The 23,106-nt window shown below is 45.8% G+C and carries 18 protein-coding genes; 3 read left to right on the top strand and 15 right to left on the bottom strand.

Annotated elements, in window-relative coordinates; genetic code table 11:
- The first annotated feature begins 62 nt into the window (after window positions 1-62).
- The gene (locus LSG34_RS06910; protein WP_233008092.1) at window positions 63-2,075 is read left to right on the top strand and encodes a HAMP domain-containing methyl-accepting chemotaxis protein; all 2,013 of its coding nucleotides are present in this window, start codon (window positions 63-65) and stop codon (window positions 2,073-2,075) included.
- A 65-nt stretch (window positions 2,076-2,140) separates the two neighbouring features.
- On the opposite strand, the gene LSG34_RS06905 is transcribed toward LSG34_RS06910, so the two are convergent.
- The 5 genes from LSG34_RS06905 to rplU all read right to left on the bottom strand — a co-directional run bounded on the left by LSG34_RS06905 (window position 2,141) and on the right by rplU (window position 5,031).
- Entirely contained in the window at window positions 2,141-2,521 is a 381-nt protein-coding gene (locus LSG34_RS06905; RefSeq protein WP_233008091.1) for a DUF3718 domain-containing protein, read from the bottom strand.
- 77 nt (window positions 2,522-2,598) lie between these two features.
- The gene (gene folA / locus LSG34_RS06900) at window positions 2,599-3,087 is read right to left on the bottom strand and encodes a type 3 dihydrofolate reductase (RefSeq protein ID WP_233008090.1); all 489 of its coding nucleotides are present in this window, start codon (window positions 3,085-3,087) and stop codon (window positions 2,599-2,601) included.
- Window positions 3,088-3,094: 7 nt separating this feature from the next.
- Complete coding sequence (cgtA, locus tag LSG34_RS06895) at window positions 3,095-4,255, bottom strand: Obg family GTPase CgtA (RefSeq protein WP_233008089.1); 1,161 nt, start codon at window positions 4,253-4,255, stop codon at window positions 3,095-3,097.
- Window positions 4,256-4,446: 191 nt separating this feature from the next.
- Window positions 4,447-4,704: a 50S ribosomal protein L27 gene (rpmA, locus tag LSG34_RS06890; RefSeq protein ID WP_008899665.1), complete on the bottom strand. Its 258-nt coding sequence runs from the start codon at window positions 4,702-4,704 to the stop codon at window positions 4,447-4,449.
- 18 nt (window positions 4,705-4,722) lie between these two features.
- Window positions 4,723-5,031 (bottom strand): 50S ribosomal protein L21, encoded by a 309-nt coding sequence (gene rplU / locus LSG34_RS06885; RefSeq protein ID WP_008899666.1) that lies wholly within the window; start codon window positions 5,029-5,031, stop codon window positions 4,723-4,725.
- Between the two features lie 207 nt (window positions 5,032-5,238).
- On the opposite strand from rplU, the gene ispB reads away from it, so the two are divergent.
- Window positions 5,239-6,210 carry an octaprenyl diphosphate synthase gene (ispB, locus tag LSG34_RS06880; RefSeq protein WP_233008088.1) on the top strand — a complete coding sequence of 324 codons (972 nt, stop codon included), beginning with the start codon at window positions 5,239-5,241 and terminating at the stop codon, window positions 6,208-6,210.
- 115 nt (window positions 6,211-6,325) lie between these two features.
- Here the strand turns inward: ispB and mdh are convergent, their stop codons facing one another.
- Window positions 6,326-7,267 carry a malate dehydrogenase gene (gene mdh, locus LSG34_RS06875; protein WP_233008087.1) on the bottom strand — a complete coding sequence of 314 codons (942 nt, stop codon included), beginning with the start codon at window positions 7,265-7,267 and terminating at the stop codon, window positions 6,326-6,328.
- A 185-nt stretch (window positions 7,268-7,452) separates the two neighbouring features.
- Between mdh and argR the strand changes: the two genes are divergently transcribed.
- On the top strand, window positions 7,453-7,923 hold the full coding sequence (argR, locus tag LSG34_RS06870; protein ID WP_008899669.1) for a transcriptional regulator ArgR: 471 nt from the start codon (window positions 7,453-7,455) through the stop codon (window positions 7,921-7,923).
- Here argR and LSG34_RS06865 read toward each other — a convergent pair.
- From LSG34_RS06865 to aceE, 9 genes are all read right to left on the bottom strand, one after another.
- Window positions 7,906-8,829 (bottom strand): Dyp-type peroxidase, encoded by a 924-nt coding sequence (locus tag LSG34_RS06865; protein ID WP_233008086.1) that lies wholly within the window; start codon window positions 8,827-8,829, stop codon window positions 7,906-7,908. The genes argR and LSG34_RS06865 overlap by 18 nt on opposite strands.
- 1,031 nt (window positions 8,830-9,860) lie before the next feature.
- On the bottom strand, window positions 9,861-11,132 hold the full coding sequence (locus tag LSG34_RS06860; RefSeq protein WP_233008085.1) for an ammonium transporter: 1,272 nt from the start codon (window positions 11,130-11,132) through the stop codon (window positions 9,861-9,863).
- Window positions 11,133-11,143: 11 nt separating this feature from the next.
- Window positions 11,144-11,482 (bottom strand): P-II family nitrogen regulator, encoded by a 339-nt coding sequence (glnK, locus tag LSG34_RS06855; RefSeq protein WP_008899672.1) that lies wholly within the window; start codon window positions 11,480-11,482, stop codon window positions 11,144-11,146.
- Window positions 11,483-11,663: 181 nt separating this feature from the next.
- Window positions 11,664-12,038, bottom strand: coding sequence for a YacL family protein (locus tag LSG34_RS06850; protein WP_233008084.1), 375 nt, complete (start codon window positions 12,036-12,038; stop codon window positions 11,664-11,666).
- A 64-nt stretch (window positions 12,039-12,102) separates the two neighbouring features.
- Window positions 12,103-14,700, bottom strand: coding sequence for a bifunctional aconitate hydratase 2/2-methylisocitrate dehydratase (gene acnB, locus LSG34_RS06845; protein ID WP_233008083.1), 2,598 nt, complete (start codon window positions 14,698-14,700; stop codon window positions 12,103-12,105).
- A gap of 246 nt (window positions 14,701-14,946) precedes the next feature.
- Window positions 14,947-17,037, bottom strand: a complete 2,091-nt coding sequence (locus LSG34_RS06840) for a M13 family metallopeptidase (RefSeq protein ID WP_233008082.1) — start codon at window positions 17,035-17,037, stop codon at window positions 14,947-14,949.
- Window positions 17,038-17,184: 147 nt separating this feature from the next.
- Window positions 17,185-18,597 (bottom strand): dihydrolipoyl dehydrogenase, encoded by a 1,413-nt coding sequence (gene lpdA / locus LSG34_RS06835; protein WP_233008081.1) that lies wholly within the window; start codon window positions 18,595-18,597, stop codon window positions 17,185-17,187.
- Window positions 18,598-18,740: 143 nt separating this feature from the next.
- The gene (gene aceF, locus LSG34_RS06830; RefSeq protein WP_233008080.1) at window positions 18,741-20,366 is read right to left on the bottom strand and encodes a pyruvate dehydrogenase complex dihydrolipoyllysine-residue acetyltransferase; all 1,626 of its coding nucleotides are present in this window, start codon (window positions 20,364-20,366) and stop codon (window positions 18,741-18,743) included.
- 11 nt (window positions 20,367-20,377) lie between these two features.
- Window positions 20,378-23,044, bottom strand: coding sequence for a pyruvate dehydrogenase (acetyl-transferring), homodimeric type (gene aceE / locus LSG34_RS06825; RefSeq protein ID WP_233008079.1), 2,667 nt, complete (start codon window positions 23,042-23,044; stop codon window positions 20,378-20,380).
- Window positions 23,045-23,106 lie beyond the last annotated feature (62 nt).

The raw sequence follows: 23,106 nt of genomic DNA, 5'->3' as shown, positions 1-23,106 counted from the left end.
TGTTTATTGTGTGGTGACAGGGCCAATGAAGCCCTTTTAGCCTGGATACTGGGAGTAAGGTTATGAAGTTAACGGTAGCACTTCGGATTATTGGTGGTTTTGGTGTAATTTCACTCCTACTACTGGTAATCGGTATTACCTCGTACATGAGCTTGAATAGTATCAATGCCTCAACCACGCAAGTAAATGAAATCTCGATCCCTGCTTTAGAAAATAGTGCAGTGCTGCAAAGTGAATTTGTCAAAATGAGCAAAATCAGTCTGCAGGCGTTTTATGCCACTGAAGTAAAACAGGTCAAAGATTTAGAAACTCAGTTCGGTGCAGAGCAGGCGTTGTACGATACAGCGGCTAAAGCATTGCAAACTGTAGTGGCAGAAGAAGAAACTCTGGCGAATTCGTTTAAAGAAGTTTCAGCCGCTTATGCTGAATTCACCCCTGTCAGCAAAAAGCTATTCGCAGAGCTGAGCAAAAGCCTGACGTTACGTGACCAGATTGCCTCTCAGTTATCGGATGTAGAATTAAATTCCGATGACTCAGCTTCCTTATTATTAGATTTCAGTGACGTCAGAGATGTAGCCCGTCGTTTCCCACAAGCCAGCAAAGCAGCCACTGAACTGGAAACCGGATTAAATACCTTAGTCAGCGTAGTCGTTGACTTAACACGCACTACTTCAGCAACCACAGCAGATACTATTTCTAATGAAGTCACCTCACGTTTAGAAGGTGTAACTCAGCAAATGAATACCATCAAAACTGAGGCTGGAGCCAGTGTTGATATGGTGGCTGATTTAGAAGAAAAAATTACTGCGATTAATGATTTGTTAGCTGGTGATGAAGGCATTCTGACCTTAAAAGCACAAATGTTAGCAGCTTCAGCTGAAGCGCAAAAACAACTGACACAAGCGGAAGCACATAACAAAACTGCATTAGATGGTTTAAACCGCTTATTATCCCGAGCTCGTACTGTCGCTGGTGAAATTCAGGCTGAAGCTCAGTCCGATGTCACTGGAGCTATTACCACTATATTCCTGGTTGTGCTGATTTCTATTGGTTTAGCTGTAGGTATTGCCATGGTCACTGTGCGTAGCATTACTGTCCCATTAGCTAAAGTGAACGAAATTTTAGGTGTGGTCGCTTCTGGTGATTTAACCAAACGACTGGATGACAAGGCGCAGGACGAGTTTGGCGATCTGGCCCGTAACTGTAATCAGGTTATTACCAACTTACGCCAGCTGATCCAGGGCATTATTTCCCGTTCTACGCAGCTTGCCGCAGCCTCAGAGCAGACTTCAGCCATTACTGTGGAAACGACTACAGCTATTCGTGAACAGAAGTCTCAGGTGACTCAGGCCGCTACAGCCACTACAGAGATGAGCAGCACTTCACAAGGTGTAATGCAAAGCTCAAACGACGCCTTGGCCGAAATCAAAAATGCAGACAGTGAAGCTGAGCGTGTGAAAGTGATTTCTGAAAATAACAAGCAAACCATACTGCAGCTCTCTAAAGAAGTCGATCAAGCTTCTACTGTTATCAACAAACTGCATAAAGACAGCGCGTCAATCGGCAGCATCCTTGATGTGATCCGTGGTATAGCAGAGCAGACTAACCTGTTGGCATTAAACGCTGCTATCGAAGCAGCTCGTGCTGGTGAACAAGGTCGTGGTTTCGCAGTGGTAGCAGATGAAGTTCGTTCTCTGGCAAGCAAAACTCAGGCATCTACTCAGGAAATACAGGCGATGATTCAGGTTCTGCAAACCGGTGCTCATGCAGCTGTAGAAGCGATGAACAAAGGTAAGAAGCAGGCTGAAAATTGTGTGACTCAAACTGAAGTTGCTGCTCAGGCACTCGAATCTATCACCAACGCAGTGCACTTAGCGCACGATATGAGCGAACAAATCTCTCACGCTGCCAAAGAGCAGAATCAGGTGTCTAACGAAATCAGCCACTTGTTAGAATCCATTGTGACTATTGCTGAACAAACAGCTTCTGGCGCTGAACAAACCTCTCAGTCCAGCCATGAAGTAGCGCGTTTAGCTGAAGAGTTGCGCCAGTCCGTAGATCAGTTCAAAGTCTGAGCTGGTTAGTTAGTAAAAAAAATCCGCCATATGGCGGATTTTTTTATTCTGATCGTATTAGTGAATTACTCACCACCACCCGCACGTTCTTTTAATACAGCTAACAAAGGAGAAGCAGCAAAACCATTGCCCTCTGCCCATGCTACATCACCAGAAGCTGCAACCTGAGCTGCCGGTAACTGTTTCACAATAAATTCACCGACGTCCGCTGCATTATTCTTGATCGCAAACCGCACCAAGCTATCACCGTTACAGGTCACACCATCATAGATGTTACGTAAACGCAGGCGGTAATCACTTAATACTTTGCGTAATCTATTTTTATCGTCAGCCTTGACATAATCACACATAGAAGCAGCGAGCTGGTCGTCAGCATGCACCACTGGGGACACTAATACTGCACCGGCCACCACTACACCACAGAACACTGCTGGCAACAATTTCATACATTACTCCTGAAGCAGTCAAAAAACAGACAAATCCATAGTAACAACATGTAGCAACGGGTGCAATGCAGACCTGTTCATTCTCTGTTCAGGGTGCGGAAATGATAAGAATGGGGATTTTGTGGATCAGGCTCATGCCGTTCAGATGCAATCTCGCGCCAGGGGGCAACGGCTTGATAGTCTGGAAAGAAGGCATCGCCTTCTACGGTCAAATCAATATCAGTAATATAGAGTGTGTCAGCTAAAGGTAGCACCTGACGGTAAATTTCAGCACCGCCTATGATCATCACTTCAGCTTCGTGTTGTACTAAAGCCAGAGCCTGCTCAATGCTTTGCACCCAGTCAGCATCTGCACTGAGTGCTCCGCTTTGCCTGCTAATCACTATATTGCGGCGGCCTGGCAGCGCCTTACCTATAGACTGATAGGTTTTCCTGCCCATAATAACCGGCTTGCCTAAAGTCACTTTTTTAAAATGCTTTAGATCAGCCGGTAAATGCCAGGGCATCTGGTTATCTTTGCCAATTACTCTGTTATTGGCCATAGCCGCTATCATTGCAATCCGCATTGTCACCTCAGCGCTTGTAAATTACTTCAACGTCGTAATCATCTTCATCGAAATCATCATCTTCATCGTCAAGGTCGTCGGCAACAGCCAATACGTCCTGATGATAATCATCCCACTTGAAGTTCACAGCGTCTTCGATCTGCTCTCTTGGTTTTTCAACCGGCAGCAATTCAATATAATTCAGTATATCTGCAGCTAAACGCTCGGTATTAGTGCGACTGGCCGCAGCGATTCTATGAACCTCACCTTGCCAGTTGATGGCTTTGGTGACACGCTCAATCACGTCTTCCAGTTCATCTTCCAGCACTAAATCCAGTTTATTGAAGACTAACCAACGTGGTTTATTGGCCAACTTGTCACTGTATTTATCTAATTCATTTAAAATGGTCACAGCGTTTTCAGCCGGATCTGAGCCATCAGCAGGCAACACATCAACAACGTGCAATAACAAACGACAACGTTCTAAGTGTTTTAAGAACTGAATACCTAAACCGGCACCTTCAGCCGCACCTTCAATCAGACCAGGAATATCGGCTATGACGAAAGAACGGTGACTTTCAACCCGCACTACACCCAGGTTAGGAACCAGTGTAGTAAAAGGATAATCAGCTACTTTTGGCTTAGCAGAAGAGACAGCACGGATCAGAGTCGACTTACCAGCATTCGGCAGACCTAACAAACCTACATCAGCTAATAACAGCAACTCTAAGCGGATATTACGTACTTCACCTGGCGTACCATTGGTTTTCTTACGCGGCGCTCTGTTGGTGCTGCTGGTAAAACGGGCGTTACCCAAACCATGCCAGCCACCTTTAGCAATCATCAGCTTTTGACCATTTTTGGTCAAATCGCCAATAACTTCTGCGGTATCGATATCCACAGCACGTGTCCCAACTGGCACACGTAAAATCATGTCATCACCACGTTTACCGGTACAGTTGGTACTCATACCATTCTGACCACGTTCCGCCTGGTGATACTTTTCAAACTGATAGTCCACCAAAGTGTTCAGGTTGGTGTCAGCCATTAAATAAACATCACCACCATCACCACCGTCGCCACCATTTGGGCCACCTTTGGCGACAAACTTTTCGCGACGGAAACTGACAATACCGTTGCCGCCATCGCCGGCTTCAACCCGAATTTCCGCTTCATCTACGAATTTCATCTGGACTATCCTGATCTAAAAAAACTATGGGCTCATTATACTATCAATTCCACCCGCACATGAATGCATAGCAGGGCTCTGATGAATTGAAAGCAACAAAACTGACCTTCAGCATACTGAAGTATCAGCCTTTGATCGATTCTTAATAAAAAAGCCCCGCACTAGGCGGGGCTTTTCGAATCAATGCGTCGTTATTCGCTAACGATGCTTACGAACTTGCGATTGTGCTCGCCTTTCGTTTCGAATTGCACTTTACCGTCAGTTAAGGCGAATAATGTATGGTCTTTACCGATACCAACATTACTACCAGCGTGGAACTTAGTACCACGTTGACGAACGATGATGTTGCCAGCTAATACTGACTCACCACCAAAACGTTTCACACCTAAGCGTTTCGCTTCTGAATCGCGACCGTTACGAGTGCTACCTACACCTTTTTTACTTGCCATGAGTAGTTACTCCTTCGATTACGCGCTGATGCCGGTAATTTTCACTTCTGTAAACCACTGGCGGTGACCAGCTTGTTTACGGTAGTGCTTACGACGACGGAATTTGACGATTTTAACTTTATCGCCACGGCCATGGTTGACCACTTCCGCTGTTACTTTACTGCCTTCAACTAAAGGAGTACCGATCTTGATGTCTTCGCCGTTAGCGATCATCAGAGCTGAAAATTCAATAGTTGCGCCGGTTTCTAAGTCTAGTTTTTCTAGACGAAGGGTTTGCCCTTCCGTTACACGGTGCTGTTTACCACCACTTTGGAAAACCGCGTACATAGTTAACTCCGTACAAAGCACGCCGACTTTTAAGGGCGTGTTAATTATAATCACAGGGCGCGAATTGTACGCAATTTCCCCTACCCTCGCAAGCACAATTATTAAAAAGATCAGTGAGCAACAAAAAGGATCGGGTTTTACTTTAGCTGATCGGCTGCAATGGTGTAGAATCAGCCACATTCTATACCTAAGCAGTTGTTTTACCAGATGACGCTCGAAGAGATCCGCCAGCTCAGTCTTAACGACATGACGGCCGTGAACCAACATATATTCTCTCAGCTTAGTTCTGAGGTGGCGCTGATTAATCAGCTTGGCATCTATATAGTCAATAGTGGCGGCAAACGTTTGCGCCCATTGTTAGCTGTATTAGCTGCGCGCGCGCTGGGTTATGAAGGTCAACAACACATTACTCTGGCCACTATAGTGGAATTCATTCACACCGCGACTTTGCTGCACGATGATGTCGTCGATGAATCCATGCTGCGCCGAGGTAAAGAAACAGCCAATGCAGTTTTTGGTAACCAAGCCAGCGTATTAGTAGGCGACTTCCTTTATACAAGAGCGTTTCAGCTGATGGTGTCGCTGGATAAAATGCAGATCATGCAAATCCTCGCCGACGCCACCAATATCATTGCTGAAGGCGAAGTATTGCAGTTGATGAACGTCAACGACCCGGAAACGTCCGAACAAAACTACATGCAGGTGATTTACTGCAAAACCGCTAAATTATTTGAAGCTGCCACCCAGCTTGCCGCTATTCTGGCAAATCAGCCTGAATCTGTGGTGAATGCGATGAAGCTCTATGGCATGCATCTGGGCACTGCTTTCCAACTGATTGACGATGTATTGGATTATCAGGCAGATGCTGACGAGCTGGGTAAAAACATCGGTGATGATTTAGCCGAAGGTAAACCGACGCTGCCACTGATTTATGCGCTGCGTCATACCAGTGGTGATGATCAGCAACTGCTCAAAGATGCGATTGAACATGCTAATGGAATGCAGCATCTGGACCGTATCATGGCGATTTTAGAACAAACCAAAGCCTTTGATTACACTCGTGCTATGGCCGATCAGGAAGCTGAAAAAGCCCGTCAGGCGATCGCCTTTTTACCAGAATCTGGTTACAAAGATGCTTTATTGACGTTAGCCGATATCGCAGTGCAGCGAAATCACTAAAAACTACGGCTCACGCCAAAGCTGGTCGCAACAACGTTCCTGACAGTTGCGACCTACCGTCCCTCCATGGACATAAAAAAGCCAGCTGATGCTGGCTTTTCCTATTCAAAGCGTCTTAGTTTGCGTTAGCAACAAACTCTTCGCCTAAGGTGATGTCAGCTTTTAAAGTGCCTAACATGTCGTTCATGGCTTTTTGCTCGTACGCACTTAACTCGCCGATAGGTAACAGTGCTTCAACACCATTTTTGCCTAATACGATTGGTTGTGCGAAGAAACGGGCATGTTCACCCTGACCTTCAACATAAGCGTATTCAGTCACTTTTTCGCCTTGTAAGCCTTTCACTAAAGACACACAGAAACGTGCAGCAGCCTGACCCATAGACAGAGTTGCAGATCCGCCACCGGCTTTAGCTTCAACTACTTCAGTTCCGGCATTCTGGATACGGTAAGTTAATGAAGACACTTCTTCATCTGTGAAAGTGACATCTTTGACTTGAGACAGCAGAGGCAGAATAGTAGTACCGCTGTGACCACCGATCACTGGAACTAAGATTTCAGCAGGGTTTTTACCTTTTAATTCAGCAACAAAAGTCTCAGCACGGATCACATCCAGTGTAGTGACACCGAATAAACGCTTAGGATCGTAAGTACCGGCTTTTTTGAACACTTCAGCGGCGATAGCTACAGTGGTATTCACAGGGTTAGTGATCACACCCACTAAAGCTTTAGGGCAATTCACAACAATAGCTTCAGCCAAAGTCTTCACTACACCAGCGTTAATGTTGAATAAATCAGAGCGATCCATACCTGGCTTGCGTGGCATACCAGCAGGGATCATCACGATATCAGCACCAATCAGCGCTTTATTCAGGTCTTCTTTACCAAAACCTGTAATTTTTACCGCTGTAGGGATATGACTTAAATCAACAGCTACACCTGGTGTGACAGGGGCTAAATCGTACAAAGCTAAATCAGTACCAGCTGGTAAGTTTAACTTTAATAATAAAGACAGCGCCTGACCTATACCACCAGCAGCACCTAATACGGCAACTTTCATGCTATTCTCCCAATTTACGGTTCAAAAGAAACGCGCCAACAATACTGAAATGTGGCACAAAATACAAATCACTTACGCCTAAAGTCTAAGCATTTTATCCGATTTTGGTGTAATTTACTTGCTGAACCACAGTATTAGTCCAAGTTCGGTCAAGACGACCGAAAAAACAAAAAGTTTAAACAAAAATGATGACTAAACAATCGAAACAAGAAGCTTTGATCCAAGCCTTTAAATCCTTATTAAAAGAAGAGCGTTTTGGTTCCCAAAGCGATATTGTTGATGCGCTGAAAGCGGAAGGATTTGACAATATAAGTCAATCAAAAGTATCCCGCATGTTAAGCAAATACGGCGCAGTGCGTACCCGTAATGCCAAGCAAGAAATGGTGTATTGTTTGCCACCAGAACTGGGTGTTCCCACCACCAAAAGTCCGCTGCGTCAATTAGTGCTGGATATTGAACACAACGATGTGATGATTATTATCCGTACCAGCCCTGGTGCAGCTCAGCTGATTGCGCGCTTACTGGATTCTGTGGGTAAAGCTGAAGGCGTATTGGGCACTATAGCGGGTGATGACACCATTTTTATCGCCCCTACCAGCGTGAAAAATATTAACTTCACCTTAAACAAGGTGACTGAGTTATTTGAAAAGGTCTGATCCAGCCTGCTCTTCCAGAAAATTAATAGAGGGGGCAAAAAAAGCAGCCCCCGCTTCAATTTGGCAATAATCCAGCAATAAATCTGCATCTTCGGTGTTACCACCCAAACGGGTTGACAGCCATAAAGGTACATCTGTTGCGTTGGCTGAAAAACCAATAGAAATCATACCTTGTGAGCGAATATCTGCCACAGGCATGTTTTGCCAGAGAATTTGTTTACGGCCAGCTTGGTTTTCTAATGCCGTTTTATCTGCATGAGAGTTTAACTGGCGCTGCGCTGACGGCACTAATTGACCATCCAGCTTATTACGTCCCATTACAGCTTCCTGCTCTGGCATCGTCAGTTGCTGCCAACGCTGTAAATCATATTGATAGCGCAGCATATAGACATAACTGCCGGCACTCATCGGGCTTTTTGGCTCATTGCTGATCAAAGCGCAGGAGCGTCGTTGCTTCCCCTTAGGGTTATCAGGGCTGTCATGAAAGCCTGTCAGATTACGGCCATCCAGATAACGGAATGCATGCAATTGCTCATACAGATCCACATGCTGATGCAGCAAAGAATAAATTTGTTGAGTGGCAATATGGATGACATCAAAACGGTCTGCCCGGATCTGAATCAACAAATCGGGTGACACAACAGATAAATCTGCCAGATTATCCGTAAAATCAGGCCAGGGTTCTGGTTGATGCTCCGGATACAAATGACGCCAGTAGTTTTGGCCTACTGCAACAACAACATTAAGCATCGCCTCAGAAAACTGATCAGATAAACGTTCAGCTAACATAGGTACTTTGGCTAACTGCAGGCGTACATAATGCTCATGGCCATCTAAGGCATTCAGCAATACATAACAACAATGCAAATTTGCTTCGGCACAAATGCCTGATTGTTCCCGGGCCATAACTATCTCATCAGAATCAAGGGTGGCCGATCATACCAATTTGGCTGGTATTGGTCAGTAGTTTTCACGTCTGTCAGAAACAGACAGACAATTGCCCTGTTTCTTTGTGAGATATATCTCACAAATCAGTAAGCCAATGCAGCTTTTACTGCAAGCAACACTCCAATAACATTTAGTTAAGACAATGATAAATAAAGAAATACATGGGAAAATACGAAAATTACAATAATGTTTCACTACAAGTATTTAACAAATGGGGTCCTTTTCCAGCGATAAATGTACGATAATTACTTCGTCGCTGGATGCGGCAGCTAAACAAGATGTTTAGCAGGACAAGCTACAAGAGGTAGCAGCAGGAAGCAAGGATATCAAAGGATTGTGCAGGGCAGCACAAGGATGAACAGGACAGGCTCCGGAGTGAGCATACATCTTCAGGATGAAGATAAAAGGATAAGGACTCTGCCGGAGGCAGAAGGTACTCTCAGGATGAGGGTTACATGGAGAGGGATGCTGCAAGAATGCAGTTGGAATGTTCAGGACGAGCACAGGGATGATCCATCAGGGATAGTGGTTGGAAGGACGCCACCAAGTTTTAGGGGCCGCGAAGTTCGCGGCCCGTCTTATTTTCAGCATACCGCTTTTTATTTCCTCAAGATCCCAATCAGTAGCATCAAAAATGCACCAAATTAATGCACCCTTTGCGCCACTCTGACGCATTTTAGAGTTTTCGCACTAACAATAATGTTGTTTTTTCACCAGGGCTCTTTTCCTGTTTGAAAACAGCTGTTAGATTACATGCGTTCTTTGCAAAATGATTTGGCGACTGCACTAAAACAGCGCACAGGTCCGTGGCTAAGACCACAAGAAAAAACCCCGGAAGCTCGCGCCGCCGGGGTTGTCTGATAAAGACAAAGGACAAGGATAGACGAATTTGGTGGTACGGGTTTAGTTGCCAAGACCAACTGCTACTTGCGTAGCGGCTGGCTTGGCAACCAGCTCCTGAGAAGCCCCACCGGCTCTTCCCAGGCTGCCTACTTTACTGTCGATACAAATTCAGGATAAGCTTCTACACCACACTCTGAACGATCAACACCTTCATATTCTTCCTGCTCTGTGACACGGATACCCACTGTCATTTTCAAAGCAAACCACACTATTAAACTCGCCACAAAAACCCAGACGAAAATAGTAGCAGCACCAGCTAGTTGACCCATTAATGAGGCCGACTCTTTGGTCAGAGGAACAATCAATAATCCGAATAAACCTACAGTACCGTGCACAGAAATCGCACCTACAGGGTCATCAATTTTTAACTTGTCTAAGGCCAGGATAGAACCCACCACTAACACACCGGCGATAGCACCAAAGATAGAAGCTTCTAAAGGTGTTGGTGTTGAAGGTTCTGCGGTAATAGCCACCAGACCAGCTAAAGCACCGTTTAACGCCATGGTTAAATCAGCCTTTTTAAACAACAACATAGACAAGCCTATTGCAGCAATAGTTCCGGCAGCAGCAGCAGCATTGGTATTTAAGAACACTACAGCCACAGCATTAGCGTTAGCAATATCGCCTAATTTCAATACTGAGCCACCGTTAAAGCCAAACCAGCCTAACCACAGAATTAAAGTACCTAAAGCCGCCAGTGGCATATTGGAACCAGGGAATGCATGAGCTTTGCCGTCTTTACCGTATTTGCCTTTACGGGCGCCTAACAGCAGAACGCCAGCTAGAGCAGCAGCAGCACCGGCCAAATGCACTATGCCTGAACCTGCGAAGTCAGAGAAACCTAAATCACCTAAGCTGTATAAACCAAACACAGACTGACCACCCCAGGTCCACGAACCTTCCATTGGGTAAATAACACCTGTCATCACCACTGCAAAGGTCAGGAAAGCCCACAACTTCATACGCTCAGCTACAGCACCAGATACGATAGACATAGCAGTTGCTACAAACACCACCTGGAAGAAGAAATCAGAAGCTTTAGAGTAAATCGCTTTACCTTCAAAACCGTTTTCACGTTCAGCAAAACTAGTTAAAGTTTGTGCTACATCCACTTCACCAATACCAGTTAAGAAGTAGCCACCGCCATACATTAGCTGGTAACCACAGATCAGATACATCACACATGATACTGAGTACAACACCACGTTTTTGGTCAAAATTTCAGTCGTATTTTTCGCACGTACCAAGCCAGCTTCCAGCATTGAAAAGCCAGCGGCCATCCACATCACTAAAGCGCCACACACCAAAAAATAAAAGGTGTCCATCGCAAACTGTAAATGATAAATTTGTTCCTGCATGATTTACCCCTTTAGATGGCTTCTGAGTCCATTTCACCTGTGCGGATACGCACTACTTGTTCCAGATCATAAACGAAGATTTTTCCGTCACCGATACGGCCTGTGTGTGCAGCTTTTTGGATCACTTCCAATAAACGCTCGACGTTTTCATCCAATACCGCGATCTCCAATTTTACTTTAGGTAAAAAATCGACCTGGTATTCCGCTCCCCGGTAAAGTTCTGTATGACCTTTCTGACGACCGAAGCCTTTCACTTCTGTCACAGTAAGACCTTCAATACCGATGTCCGCAATCGCTTCACGGACATCGTCAAGCTTAAATGGCTTGATGATGGCACATACGAGTTTCATGGTTATTATCCTTATGGTGTCTTGTTGCATTTGCCAATAAGACAAGAAAACCTTGTGCCAAGATTTATAATTGTTATTTTTCAATAAGTTACTAAATTAATTTTCAAATGCTCAAAAAAAACGCACCAATAAGGTGCATTTATTCACTGCCAGAGTGCAGCTGATGGGTGAAAAAACTGAATCAGGCGGGTAAAAATTGCTGCCATTGCTGTACTAAATGCAGCAGATCTTCCAGGCCACATTCGGCATAAAGCTGACTTTGATCCAACTCCAAATCCTGCTCTGGATCCAACTCCATTTGAGGACTTCCTTCCTGCAACAATGCGTAATGACAAATGACCACTTCAGAAGCCTGTACCGTCAGGCGATACTCTTTGCCATCCCATTGATACTGACTCTGAGCATTCAGCTGTTGTAGCTGCTCCAGCAGCGGCTGATACGCACTTGCCTTAGGTTCAAACTCGTCCAGTAAAAAACACTGCAACGCCAGCTGCTCAGAACTTAACTTCAGGCTATAGCGTTTCGCATCAGTGTTGTAGATAAAATCGAATTCCATCACTGTTCCAAATAGAAAGGCCCGCTAAGCGGGCCTTTTCTTAAAACTCTCGCACCCTAAATAATTATACAGCTTGCTGGATAATCACGTTGGCCGCTTTGCTGGTGTACTGGCTCATCTGATGGAAATTCAGGTAGCGGTAAGTATCCGCTGCTGTAGTTTCGATCTGTTTAGCGTACTCCAGGTACTCTGGCACTGTTGGCAGACGGCCGATAATAGATGCAACAGCAGCTAATTCAGCAGAAGCCAGATAAACGTTAGCGCCCTGACCTAAACGGTTAGGGAAGTTACGGGTAGAAGTAGAGACCACAGTGGTATTGTCGCCTACACGAGCCTGGTTACCCATACATAATGAGCAACCTGGGATCTCAATACGGGCGCCAACACGGCCGTAAATACCGTAATAACCTTCTTCGGTCAGCTGATCTTTATCCATCTTGGTTGGTGGAGCAATCCACAGACGGGTTGGGATCTGGCCTTTGAACTTGTCCAACAGTTTACCAGCAGCACGGAAGTGGCCGATGTTAGTCATACAAGAACCGATAAAGACTTCATCAATTTTGTCGCCTGCAACTTGCGACAATAAACGGGCATCATCCGGGTCGTTTGGTGCACACAGTATTGGCTCTTTAATGTCAGCCAGATCGATGTCGATGATGGCCGCATATTCAGCGTCAGCATCAGCACGTTCCAGTTTTGGATCCGCTAACCAGGCTTGCATCGCTTGAATACGACGTTCAATAGTACGTACGTCGCCATAACCTTCGCTCAGCATCCACTTTAACATCACGATATTGGATTCTAAGTACTCTGCCACTGAAGCTTCAGACAAAGTGATAGTACAACCTGCAGCTGAACGTTCGGCTGAAGCGTCAGACAATTCAAAAGCCTGTTCAGCCGTTAAATGCTCCAGACCTTCAATTTCTAACACACGGCCAGAGAAAATATTGACCTTGCCTTTCTTCTCAACAGTCAGCAAGCCCTGCTTGATACCGTAGTAAGGAATAGCATGCACTAAATCGCGTAACGTAATACCAGGCTGCATTTCGCCTTTAAAACGCACCAACACAGACTCAGGCATATCCAGTGGCATTACACCAGTAGCAGCAGCAAAAGCTACTAAACCAGAACCTGCAGGGAAAGAGATACCAATAGGGAAACGGGTGTGAGAGTCACCACCAGTACCTACAGTGTCTGGTAACAACATACGGTTTAACCAGCTGTGGATAACACCATCACCTGGACGCAAAGAGATACCACCACGGTTCATGATGAAATCTGGCAGTGTGTGGTGCGTGTTCACGTCAACCGGCTTAGGATAAGCAGCAGTGTGACAGAAGGACTGCATCACTAAATCAGCAGAGAAACCTAAACAGGCTAAGTCTTTTAACTCATCACGAGTCATAGGACCTGTAGTGTCTTGCGAGCCAACTGTGGTCATTTTTGGTTCACAGTATTGGCCAGGTCTAATACCTTTGACGCCACAAGCTTTACCAACCAACTTCTGCGCTAAAGTGAAACCTTTGTTGGTCACTTCAGTGACAGCAGGACGTTCGAACACTGTAGAGTGGGCTAAACCTAAAGCTTCACGGGCTTTGTCTGTTAAACCACGACCTATGATCAGTGGAATACGGCCACCGGCACGTACTTCATCAAGCAACACGTTAGAACGCAGTTCAAAAGTAGAAACTACTTCATCTGTGCCGTGGCGTTTCACTACGCCCTGATGTGGGAAAATGTCGATCACATCACCCATGTTCATGTTCGACACATCTAATTCAATAGGTAATGAACCTGAGTCTTCCATAGTGTTGAAGAAAATAGGTGCAATTTTGCTACCTAAACACACACCACCAGTACGCTTGTTTGGTACGAATGGAATGTCGTCACCCATAAACCACAGCACTGAGTTAGTGGCTGATTTACGGCTTGAACCAGTACCGACCACATCACCCACATAAGCCAGTGGGAAACCTTTGGCGATTAATGCTTCGATTTGTTTCACAGGGCCTTTTGAACCAGGTGCATCAGGCTCGATACCATCACGCACGTTTTTCAGCATAGCTAAAGCGTGCAGAGGAATATCAGGGCGTGACCATGCATCCGGAGCTGGCGATAAATCGTCAGTGTTCGTCTCGCCTGTCACTTTAAATACAGTGACAGTGATTTTTTCAGGGATAGCAGGCTTACTGGTATACCACTCGGCATCAGCCCAGCTTTGTAATACAGCTTTGGCGTGCACATTACCTGCGTCTGCTTTTTCTTTCACGTCATGGAAAGAATCAAACATCAGTAAGGTATGAGATAAACCTTTGGCTGCTAAAGCCGCTAATTTTGGGTTATCCAGCAAGTCGATCATCGGCTGGATATTGTAGCCACCAAACATGGTGCCTAATAATTCAGTCGCACGCTCTGGTGTCACTAACGGGCTTGTTACTTCGCCTTTAGCGACAGCAGTTAAAAAACCAGCTTTGACATAAGCAGCTTCATCCACACCAGGTGGAATACGGTTTTCTAACAAATCAACTAAGAATTCACCTTCACCTGCTGGTGGGTTTTTCAATAAATCAGTTAAAGACGCCACTTGTTGCGCATTAAGTGGTAATGGAGGAATGCCTTGAGCCGCACGTTCGGCTACATGTTCACGGTATTGTTGAAGCACAGTAATGTCCTCTGGTTAGGTCGCCACAGAGTACTGCAGCGATAGACAGGAATCTCGAACAGGCTGGATTATAAGAAAAAACCGCCTGAATTGACACCTGAGTATAAGCAAGCAAGCTTATAGTCGCTATAACTTTCGTGAATACCACTCCCAGTTGAGAATCATTCTCAAGAATAATGCTAAAACTGGTCGTGCAGATAACCAAATGGCCGCATTAAGCGGCCATTTGTCAGTAATAAAAACGAATTACCAAATCTTCACGCGCTTTTCCGGCGCTATATACAGCTTGTCACCTTCTTTCACATCAAAAGCTGTGTAGAAGACTGGCAGGCTGGAAACAATACCGTTGACGCGGTAATGTGGCGGTGAATGTGGGTCAGTCGCTAATTGCTCTTTCATCACTTCATCGCGGTATTTAGAACGCCATACCTGAGCCCAGCTTAATAACACACGCTGATCACCGGTAAAACCATCCATCACAGGAGCTTCTTTGCCTTCCAGTGAGATATGGTAGGCTTTCAGAGCTACAGTTAAACCACCTAAATCACCGATGTTTTCACCTAAGGTCAAATCACCATTAACGAAATGACCCGGTACCGGCTCATATTTGCTGTACTGTGCGCTTAAAGCTTTGCCCAAAGCCTGGAATTTAGTTTCGTCCTGCTCTGTCCACCAGTTGCGTAAGTTGCCTTCGCCATCATACTTGGCGCCCTGGTCGTCAAACCCATGGCCAATTTCGTGGCCAATGACAGCGCCAATACCACCGTAGTTCACCGCATCTTCAGCCGCCATATTAAAGAATGGAGGTTGCAAAATAGCAGCAGGGAACACAATTTCGTTGTTCGCAGGGTTGTAGTACGCATTCACCGTTTGAGGTGTCATGTACCACTCGTCTTTATCAATTGGCTTACCTAATTTAGCCAGCATCTGGTCGTAACCCCAATGGGTTGAACGCACAAAGTTACCTACTAAATCATCGGCTTTAATCTCCAGGCTGGAGTAATCTTTCCACTTGTTCGGGTAACCGATTTTTGGTGTAAAAGTACCCAATTTAACCAATGCAGCTTTTTTGGTATCTTCTGACATCCATTCCAGATCTTTAATCGACTGCTCGTAAGCTTTGATTAAGTTCGCCACCAGCTTTTCCATATGAGCTTTGGCTTCTGGTTTGAAGTGACGTTCCACATACAGCTTGCCTGTTAACTCACCTAATACAGAGTCACTGGCATCCACTGCTTTTTTCCAGCGTGGTTTTTGCTCTTTTACGCCACGTAAAGTAGTGGAATAAAACTGGAACTGACGGTCTTCAAAAGCTTTATTCAGCTTGTCCGCGTAAGCATTGACCGTGTGGAAAGTCAGGTAGTCCTGCCAGCTTTGTATATCTGTAGCGGCAACAATTTTACCTAGCGCTTCAAAGTAGCTTGGCTGACCAATAATGATTTCATTCACATTGTTCAGTTTGGAGCCAGCAGCAAAGTCGCTCCAGCTTAACTCACCCAGAGTTTTGGCTAAATCAGCAGTGGATACTTTGTTATAGGTTTTATCCGCGTCGCGGTTTTGTACACGGGTCCACTGGTTTTTCGCCAGTTCAGTTTCCAGTGCATACACACGTTTAGCCGCAGCTGCAGGGTCTGCATGCTTAGCTAAAGTAAATAAATCCAACAGGTAAGTCTGATATTCAGACTGAATTTTTTTCGAAGCTTCGTCATCTTTGGTGTAGTAATCACGGTCTGGTAAACCTAAACCGCTTTGATCCGCATAAACAGCGTATTCAGTCGATTTTTTCGCATCGTTGTTAACATACCAACCTAATGGAATAGTTACGCCATCACGTTGCAAAGAGGCAAAAGTGCTGGCCAGTTGCTTTTTATCTTTTAAGCCCTGGATCAGTTCTAACTGAGGCTGTAAGGCGGTTAAACCCAGCTCTTCCAGTTTGGCTTCATTCATATAACTGTTGTAGAAGCTACCTAACTTATGGCCATCTGAACCAGGCGCTAAATCAGTGCGGCTGGCGACTTCATCAATAATGGCTTTAACGGCCAATTGAGAATTATCTGCCAATACATGGAAAGAGCCGTACGAAGATTTTTCCGCAGGGATTTCAGTTTTATTGAGCCAGCCGCCGTTCACAGCTAAAAAGAAGTCATCCTGAAAACGTACTGCTGAATCAAAGTTTTCTTTGTCCACACCAGAAACTAAGGCTGCTACAGCGGCTGTAGCTTGTTGTTCTGCTGCTGGTTTTGCGGTTTCAGTGGTGGTGGTTTCCGGGGCTTTGCCACAGGCTGCCAGACCAAGCGCTATCGCAACGCTTAAGGCTGTTAAGGTAATTTTTTTCATCCGAAGGGTTCCTGCCAAAATTCAGAGGGTTGACTAACTGAACCATACTACTCTTGGCGGCGTTTTTTTGTTAATGGAAGTTGTAACAAAATATAAAAAAACCGGCAATGCGAAGCAGTTGCCGGTTTTTTCACTCAAAAGCTAAGCTTATTTTTTCTTGGCTTTTGGATTTGGCAGGTCCGTAATAGAACCTTCGTACATCTCAGCTGCTAAACCAATAGATTCGTTTAAGGTTGGGTGAGCATGGATAGTCAGAGCGATGTCTTCAGCGTCTGCACCCATTTCTACTGCTAAGCAGATTTCACCTAACATTTCGCCCGCGTTAATACCAACAATAGCTCCACCTAAAATACGGTGCGTTTCTTTGTCGAAAATTAACTTAGTGAAGCCTTCAGTACGGGCTGAAGCGATAGCACGGCCAGAAGCTGCCCAAGGGAAAGTTGCAGTTTCAACAGCAACGCCTTTTTCTTTAGCTTCTTTTTCAGTGATACCTACCCATGCCATTTCCGGATCTGTGTAAGCTACAGAAGGAATGCAACGTGGGTCGAAGAAATGCTTCAGACCAGAAATGACTTCAGCAGCCACATGGCCTTCATGCACAGCTTTGTGCGCTAACATTGGCTGACCAATCACGTCACCGATAGCGTAGATATGAGGTACGTTAGTACGCAGTTGTTTATCTACATTGATAAAGCCACGCTCATCTACATTCACACCAGCTTTTGCAGCATCTAACAGCGCGCCGTTTGGACGACGGCCTACTGCCACTAAAATTTTGTCGTAACGTACAGGTGTCGCAGGTGCGTTTTTGCCTTCGAAGGTCACATACAAACCATCAGCTTTAGCTTCAACAGCAGTCACTTTAGTCGACAGCATAATGTTGAAGTTATCTTTGTTGTATTTAGTGTAAACCTTCACCAGATCAGTATCAGCAGCAGGAACCAACTGGTCAGCAAATTCAACTACAGAGACTTTAGAGCCTAAAGCACGGTACACAGTACCCATCTCTAAACCAATGATACCGCCACCTAATACCAGCATTTCGCCAGGAATGTCTTTTAATTCCAGAGCGCCGGTAGAGTCGATCACACGGGCATCATCTTTTGGAATAAATGGCAGAGCAACAGGCTCTGAGCCAGCTGCGATAATGGCGCTGTTAAAAGTAATAGTGGTATCACCAACAACCAGCGTATTTGGGCCAGTGAATTTGCCATAGCCAGTCACTACTTTGACTTTACGCATTTTAGACATGCCAGATAAGCCGTTGGTCAACTGACCTACAACTTTGTCTTTCCAGGCGCGGATTTTGTCTAAATCGATTTGTGGAGCACCAAAAGTCACACCGTGTGATGCCATTTCTTTCGCATCGTCGATCACTTTGGCTACATGTAATAAAGCTTTAGATGGGATACAGCCAACATTTAAACAAACACCACCAAGTGTGCTGCGTGCTTCAACTAAAGTCACTTCCAGACCTAAGTCAGCAGCGCGGAATGCTGCAGAATATCCACCAGGGCCGGCGCCTAACACCACAACTTGAGTTTTGATTTCGTTGCTCATCGTTTTACCTTTTTATCTTTTGCTAAGATAGCCGTAAGTTCATGCAGACGGCCAGGAAATAAAGTGACGGAATTTTATCACCCTACCTGAAAGATGTCCCGTATCTTTTCAGAGCACAGGACAACTTTCAGTCGTGTTTCGTCTTACATAATGATCTGACGAATATCCGCCAGATAAGATGCCAGAGTCGCAGTGAAACGCGCAGCTAAAGCACCATCAATCACCCTGTGGTCATAAGAGACAGACAAAGGCACCATCAGGCGTGGTTCAAACTCTTTACCATTCCACTTAGGTTTGATATCAGATTTTGACACACCCAGAATAGCCACTTCAGGCGCATTGACGATAGGCGTAAAGGCCGTACCACCAATGCCGCCTAAACTAGAGATGGTGAAACAACCACCCTGCATATCTGCAGCAGTCAGTTTACCTTCACGGGCTTTTAACGAAATATCCTGCAGTTCGCGGGATAACTCGATAATGCCTTTTTTATTCACATCACGTACCACAGGCACCACTAAACCGTTTGGTGTATCAACAGCTATACCTAAATGCACGTATTTTTTCAGAATAAGGCTGCCGCCATCTTCCGATAAAGAGCTGTTAAAGGTTGGGAACTCTTCCAGAGCTTTCGCCACAGCTTTCATAATAAAGACTAACGGGGTGTATTTAACGCCCATTTTCTTTTTATCTGCCAGCGCATTTTGCTCTTTGCGGAATTCTTCCAGAGTTGTGATATCAGCTTCGTCGAACTGAGTCACATGCGGAATACGCACCCAGTTGCGGTGTAAGTTAGCACCAGATAATTTCTGAATACGGGATAAAGGTTTCTCTTCCACAGTACCAAACTTGCTGAAATCCACTTTTGGCCAAGGAATTAAATCAAAACCCACGCTGTTGCTACTGCTGGTAACATTGCCTTTGCCTGAAGCCACTTGTGCAAGAATGTTTTTCACATAATTTTGCACGTCTTCACGCTGCACACGGCCTTTACGGGCAGTACCAGTGACCTTGCTTAAATCCACACCAAACTCACGGGCCAAACGACGCACCACAGGAGATGCATGAGCATAAGCCTGATTCTCGGTAAATTCGCTTGCAGGAGCCGCTGGTGCAGCAGCCGGAGCTGATACTGCAGGCGCAGGAGTTGCTACCGGAGCAGGCGCAGCTACAGTAGCCGGAGCTGCTACAGCTGCAGCGGCCGGAGCACTGCCAGCCACTTCAAATACAAAGACCGAAGAGCCTGTTTGTACTTTGTCGCCAACTTTGACTTTGATTTCTTTGACAGTACCAGCAAATGGCGCTGGCACTTCCATTGAAGCTTTATCACCTTCCACCGACAACAGCGATTGATCAGCAGCAACAGTGTCACCTACTTTCACCATCACTTCAGTCACTTCAACAGCGTCACCACCAATATCTGGTACCTGGACTTCTTTTAACTCTGCAGCTGCAGGAGCAGCCGGAGCCGATGCAACCGGAGCTGGTGCAGCCACTGGCGCAGGAGCCGCGGCGGCTGGCGCTGCAACCGCAGCACCTTCAGCTTCAAATACCATAATCAGCGAGCCGGTTTTTACTTTATCGCCAGCTTTGACTTTAATTTCTTTGACAGTACCGGCTTGTGCAGCTGGTACTTCCATCGACGCTTTGTCGCCTTCTACCGATAACAATGACTGGTCCAGTGCAACTTTGTCGCCCACTTTCACCAGTACTTCGGTGACTTCAACTTCATCCGCACCTATGTCCGGCACATGAATTTCAATCGTCATGACAAATCCTCTTATGCGTACAGTGGGTTAGTTTTATTGGTGTCGATGCCAAAACGGGCAATGGCGTCCGCCACTAACTGCTTGTCGATTTCACCGCGTTTAGCCAGTTCACGTAACGAAGCCAGAACTATGTAACCTGCGTTCACTTCGAAGTGACGACGCAGATTCTCACGGCTGTCAGAACGGCCAAAACCATCTGTACCCAGAACTTTATAAGACACCGCAGGTACAAAAGAACGCACCTGATCGGCATAGTTTTTAATGTAGTCGGTCGCTGCAATAGCAGGAGCTGAACCTAACACTGTGGCAATATATGGCACTTTTTCTTCAGCCATAGGATGCAGCATGTTAAAGCGTTCACAATCCTGACCATCACGAGCCAGCTCGTTAAATGAAGTCACAGAGAACACATCTGAACCTACGCCATAATCTTCACTTAAAATTTCAGCCGCTTTACGCACTTCGTTCATGATAGTGCCGCTACCTAACAGCTGAACCTTGGCTTTTTCACCGACATGGCTTTCCAGTTTATAGATACCACGACGAATACCTTCTTCAGCACCTGCAGGCATAGCAGGGTGATGGTAGTTTTCGTTCATCACTGTGATGTAGTAGTAAATATTTTCCTGTTCAGTACCGTACATACGACGGATACCGTCCTGAATGATCACCGCCAGTTCATAAGAATAAGTCGGGTCGTACGAAATACAGTTTGGTACTGTGCCTGCCAGAATATGGCTATGACCATCTTCGTGCTGCAAGCCTTCACCGTTTAACGTAGTGCGGCCAGCAGTAGCACCTAACAGGAAACCACGGGCTTGCTGATCACCAGCTAACCAGGCCATATCGCCGACACGCTGGAAACCAAACATCGAGTAGTAAATATAGAACGGGATCATCGGCAGATCGTTAGTGCTGTAAGAAGTAGCAGCGGCTACCCATGACGCCATAGCACCCAGCTCGTTGATACCTTCCTGCAATACCTGACCTGAAGTTTCTTCTTTGTAGTAAGACACCACAGCGCGGTCTTCCGGCGTATAGGTCTGGCCACGAGGGTTATAAATACCAATCTGACGGAATAAACCTTCCATACCAAAAGTACGGGCTTCGTCAGCAATAATAGGCACAATTTGCTGGCCGATATTTGGATCTTTCAGCAAGACGTTCAGTGAACGCACAAAAGCCATAGTGGTGGAAATTTCACGCTTTTGCTCTTCAAGCAAAGGCTCAAATACGTTCAGCTCTGGCAGAGTTAAAGCCTTAGTGAAATTCGGTAAACGCACTGGCGTATAACCATTTAACGCGTTACGACGGGCATGCAGATACTGATGTTCAGGTGAACCTTCAGGCAGCTGAATATAAGGCAGGCTTTGTACATCTTCTTCGCTGATGTAGTCTTCCAGATTCAGGCGCTTGCGGATTTGCAGCACATGGGTCATATCCATTTTCTTGACCTGGTGCGCGATGTTTTTGCCTTCAGCCGCTTCACCCATGCCATAACCTTTAATGGTTTTGGCCAGGATCACAGTTGGGCGACCTTTGGTTTCCTGAGCAGATTTAAAGGCAGCATATAACTTGGACGGCTCATGACCACCACGTTTTAACGCGAAGATTTCTTCGTCTGTCATATCAGCCACTAAAGCTGCAGTTTCAGGGTAACGTCCGAAGAAATGCTGACGGACATAAGCACCATCTTTGGCTTTGTAAGTCTGGTAGTCACCGTCTACAGTTTCGTTCATCAGCTGCAGTAACTTGCCTGTGGTGTCTTTGGCTAACAGCTTGTCCCAGCCACTGCCCCATACCACTTTAATCACGTTCCAGCCGGCGCCGCGGAATAAACCTTCCAGTTCCTGGATGATTTTACCGTTGCCCATCACAGGACCATCTAAACGTTGCAGGTTACAGTTCACCAGGAAACACAGGTTATCCAGCTTTTCACGGGCCGCAAAAGATAAAGAACCACGGCTTTCCGGCTCATCCATCTCGCCGTCACCTAAGAAGGCATAGACACGTTGTTGGCTGGTGTCTTTCATACCACGACCATCTAAATACTTCAGGAAACGGGCCTGATAAATAGAAGTGATAGGACCTAAGCCCATAGAAACAGTAGGGAACTGCCAGAATTCAGGCATTAATTTAGGGTGTGGGTAAGAGGATAAACCTTCACCGCCAACTTCCTGACGGAAATTGTCCAGTTGATCAGCGGTTAAACGGCCTTCAACAAAAGCACGGGCATAGATACCCGGAGAAATATGGCCCTGGTAATACACCAAATCGCCGCCGTCTTTTTCATTCGGCGCACGGAAGAAGTGGTTAAAACAGGTTTCGTAAAACGCAGCTGAAGACTGGTAAGACGCCATGTGGCCACCTAAATCCAGCTCTTTTTTCGAAGCGCGTAAAACGATCATAATAGCGTTCCAGCGGATCACTGAACGGATACGTTTTTCCAGATTAACATCACCCGGATACGCAGGTTCCTGCTGTGGCGGAATGGTATTGATGTAATTGGTGGTGATGCCTGTTGGCATATCCACGCCTTCCAGACGAGCCTGTTCCAGCACTTGTTCTAACAGGAACTGAGCGCGCTCTACACCTTCGGTGCGAACTACAGATTCAAGAGCCTCTAACCATTCTTTGGTTTCGAGCGCGTCGATGTCAGTCTTATTGACTTCAGACATATCAAAGTTTCCTTAATCAGTTCCACGCCAGAGAGCGGAACATTAACAGTTAAAAAGTATGC

Source organism: Rheinheimera faecalis, assembly GCF_021290965.1.
Lineage (GTDB): Bacteria > Pseudomonadota > Gammaproteobacteria > Enterobacterales > Alteromonadaceae > Pararheinheimera > Pararheinheimera faecalis.
The sequence above is the reverse complement of the archived record's forward strand: the minus strand, read 5'-3'. Positions and strand labels throughout refer to the sequence as shown.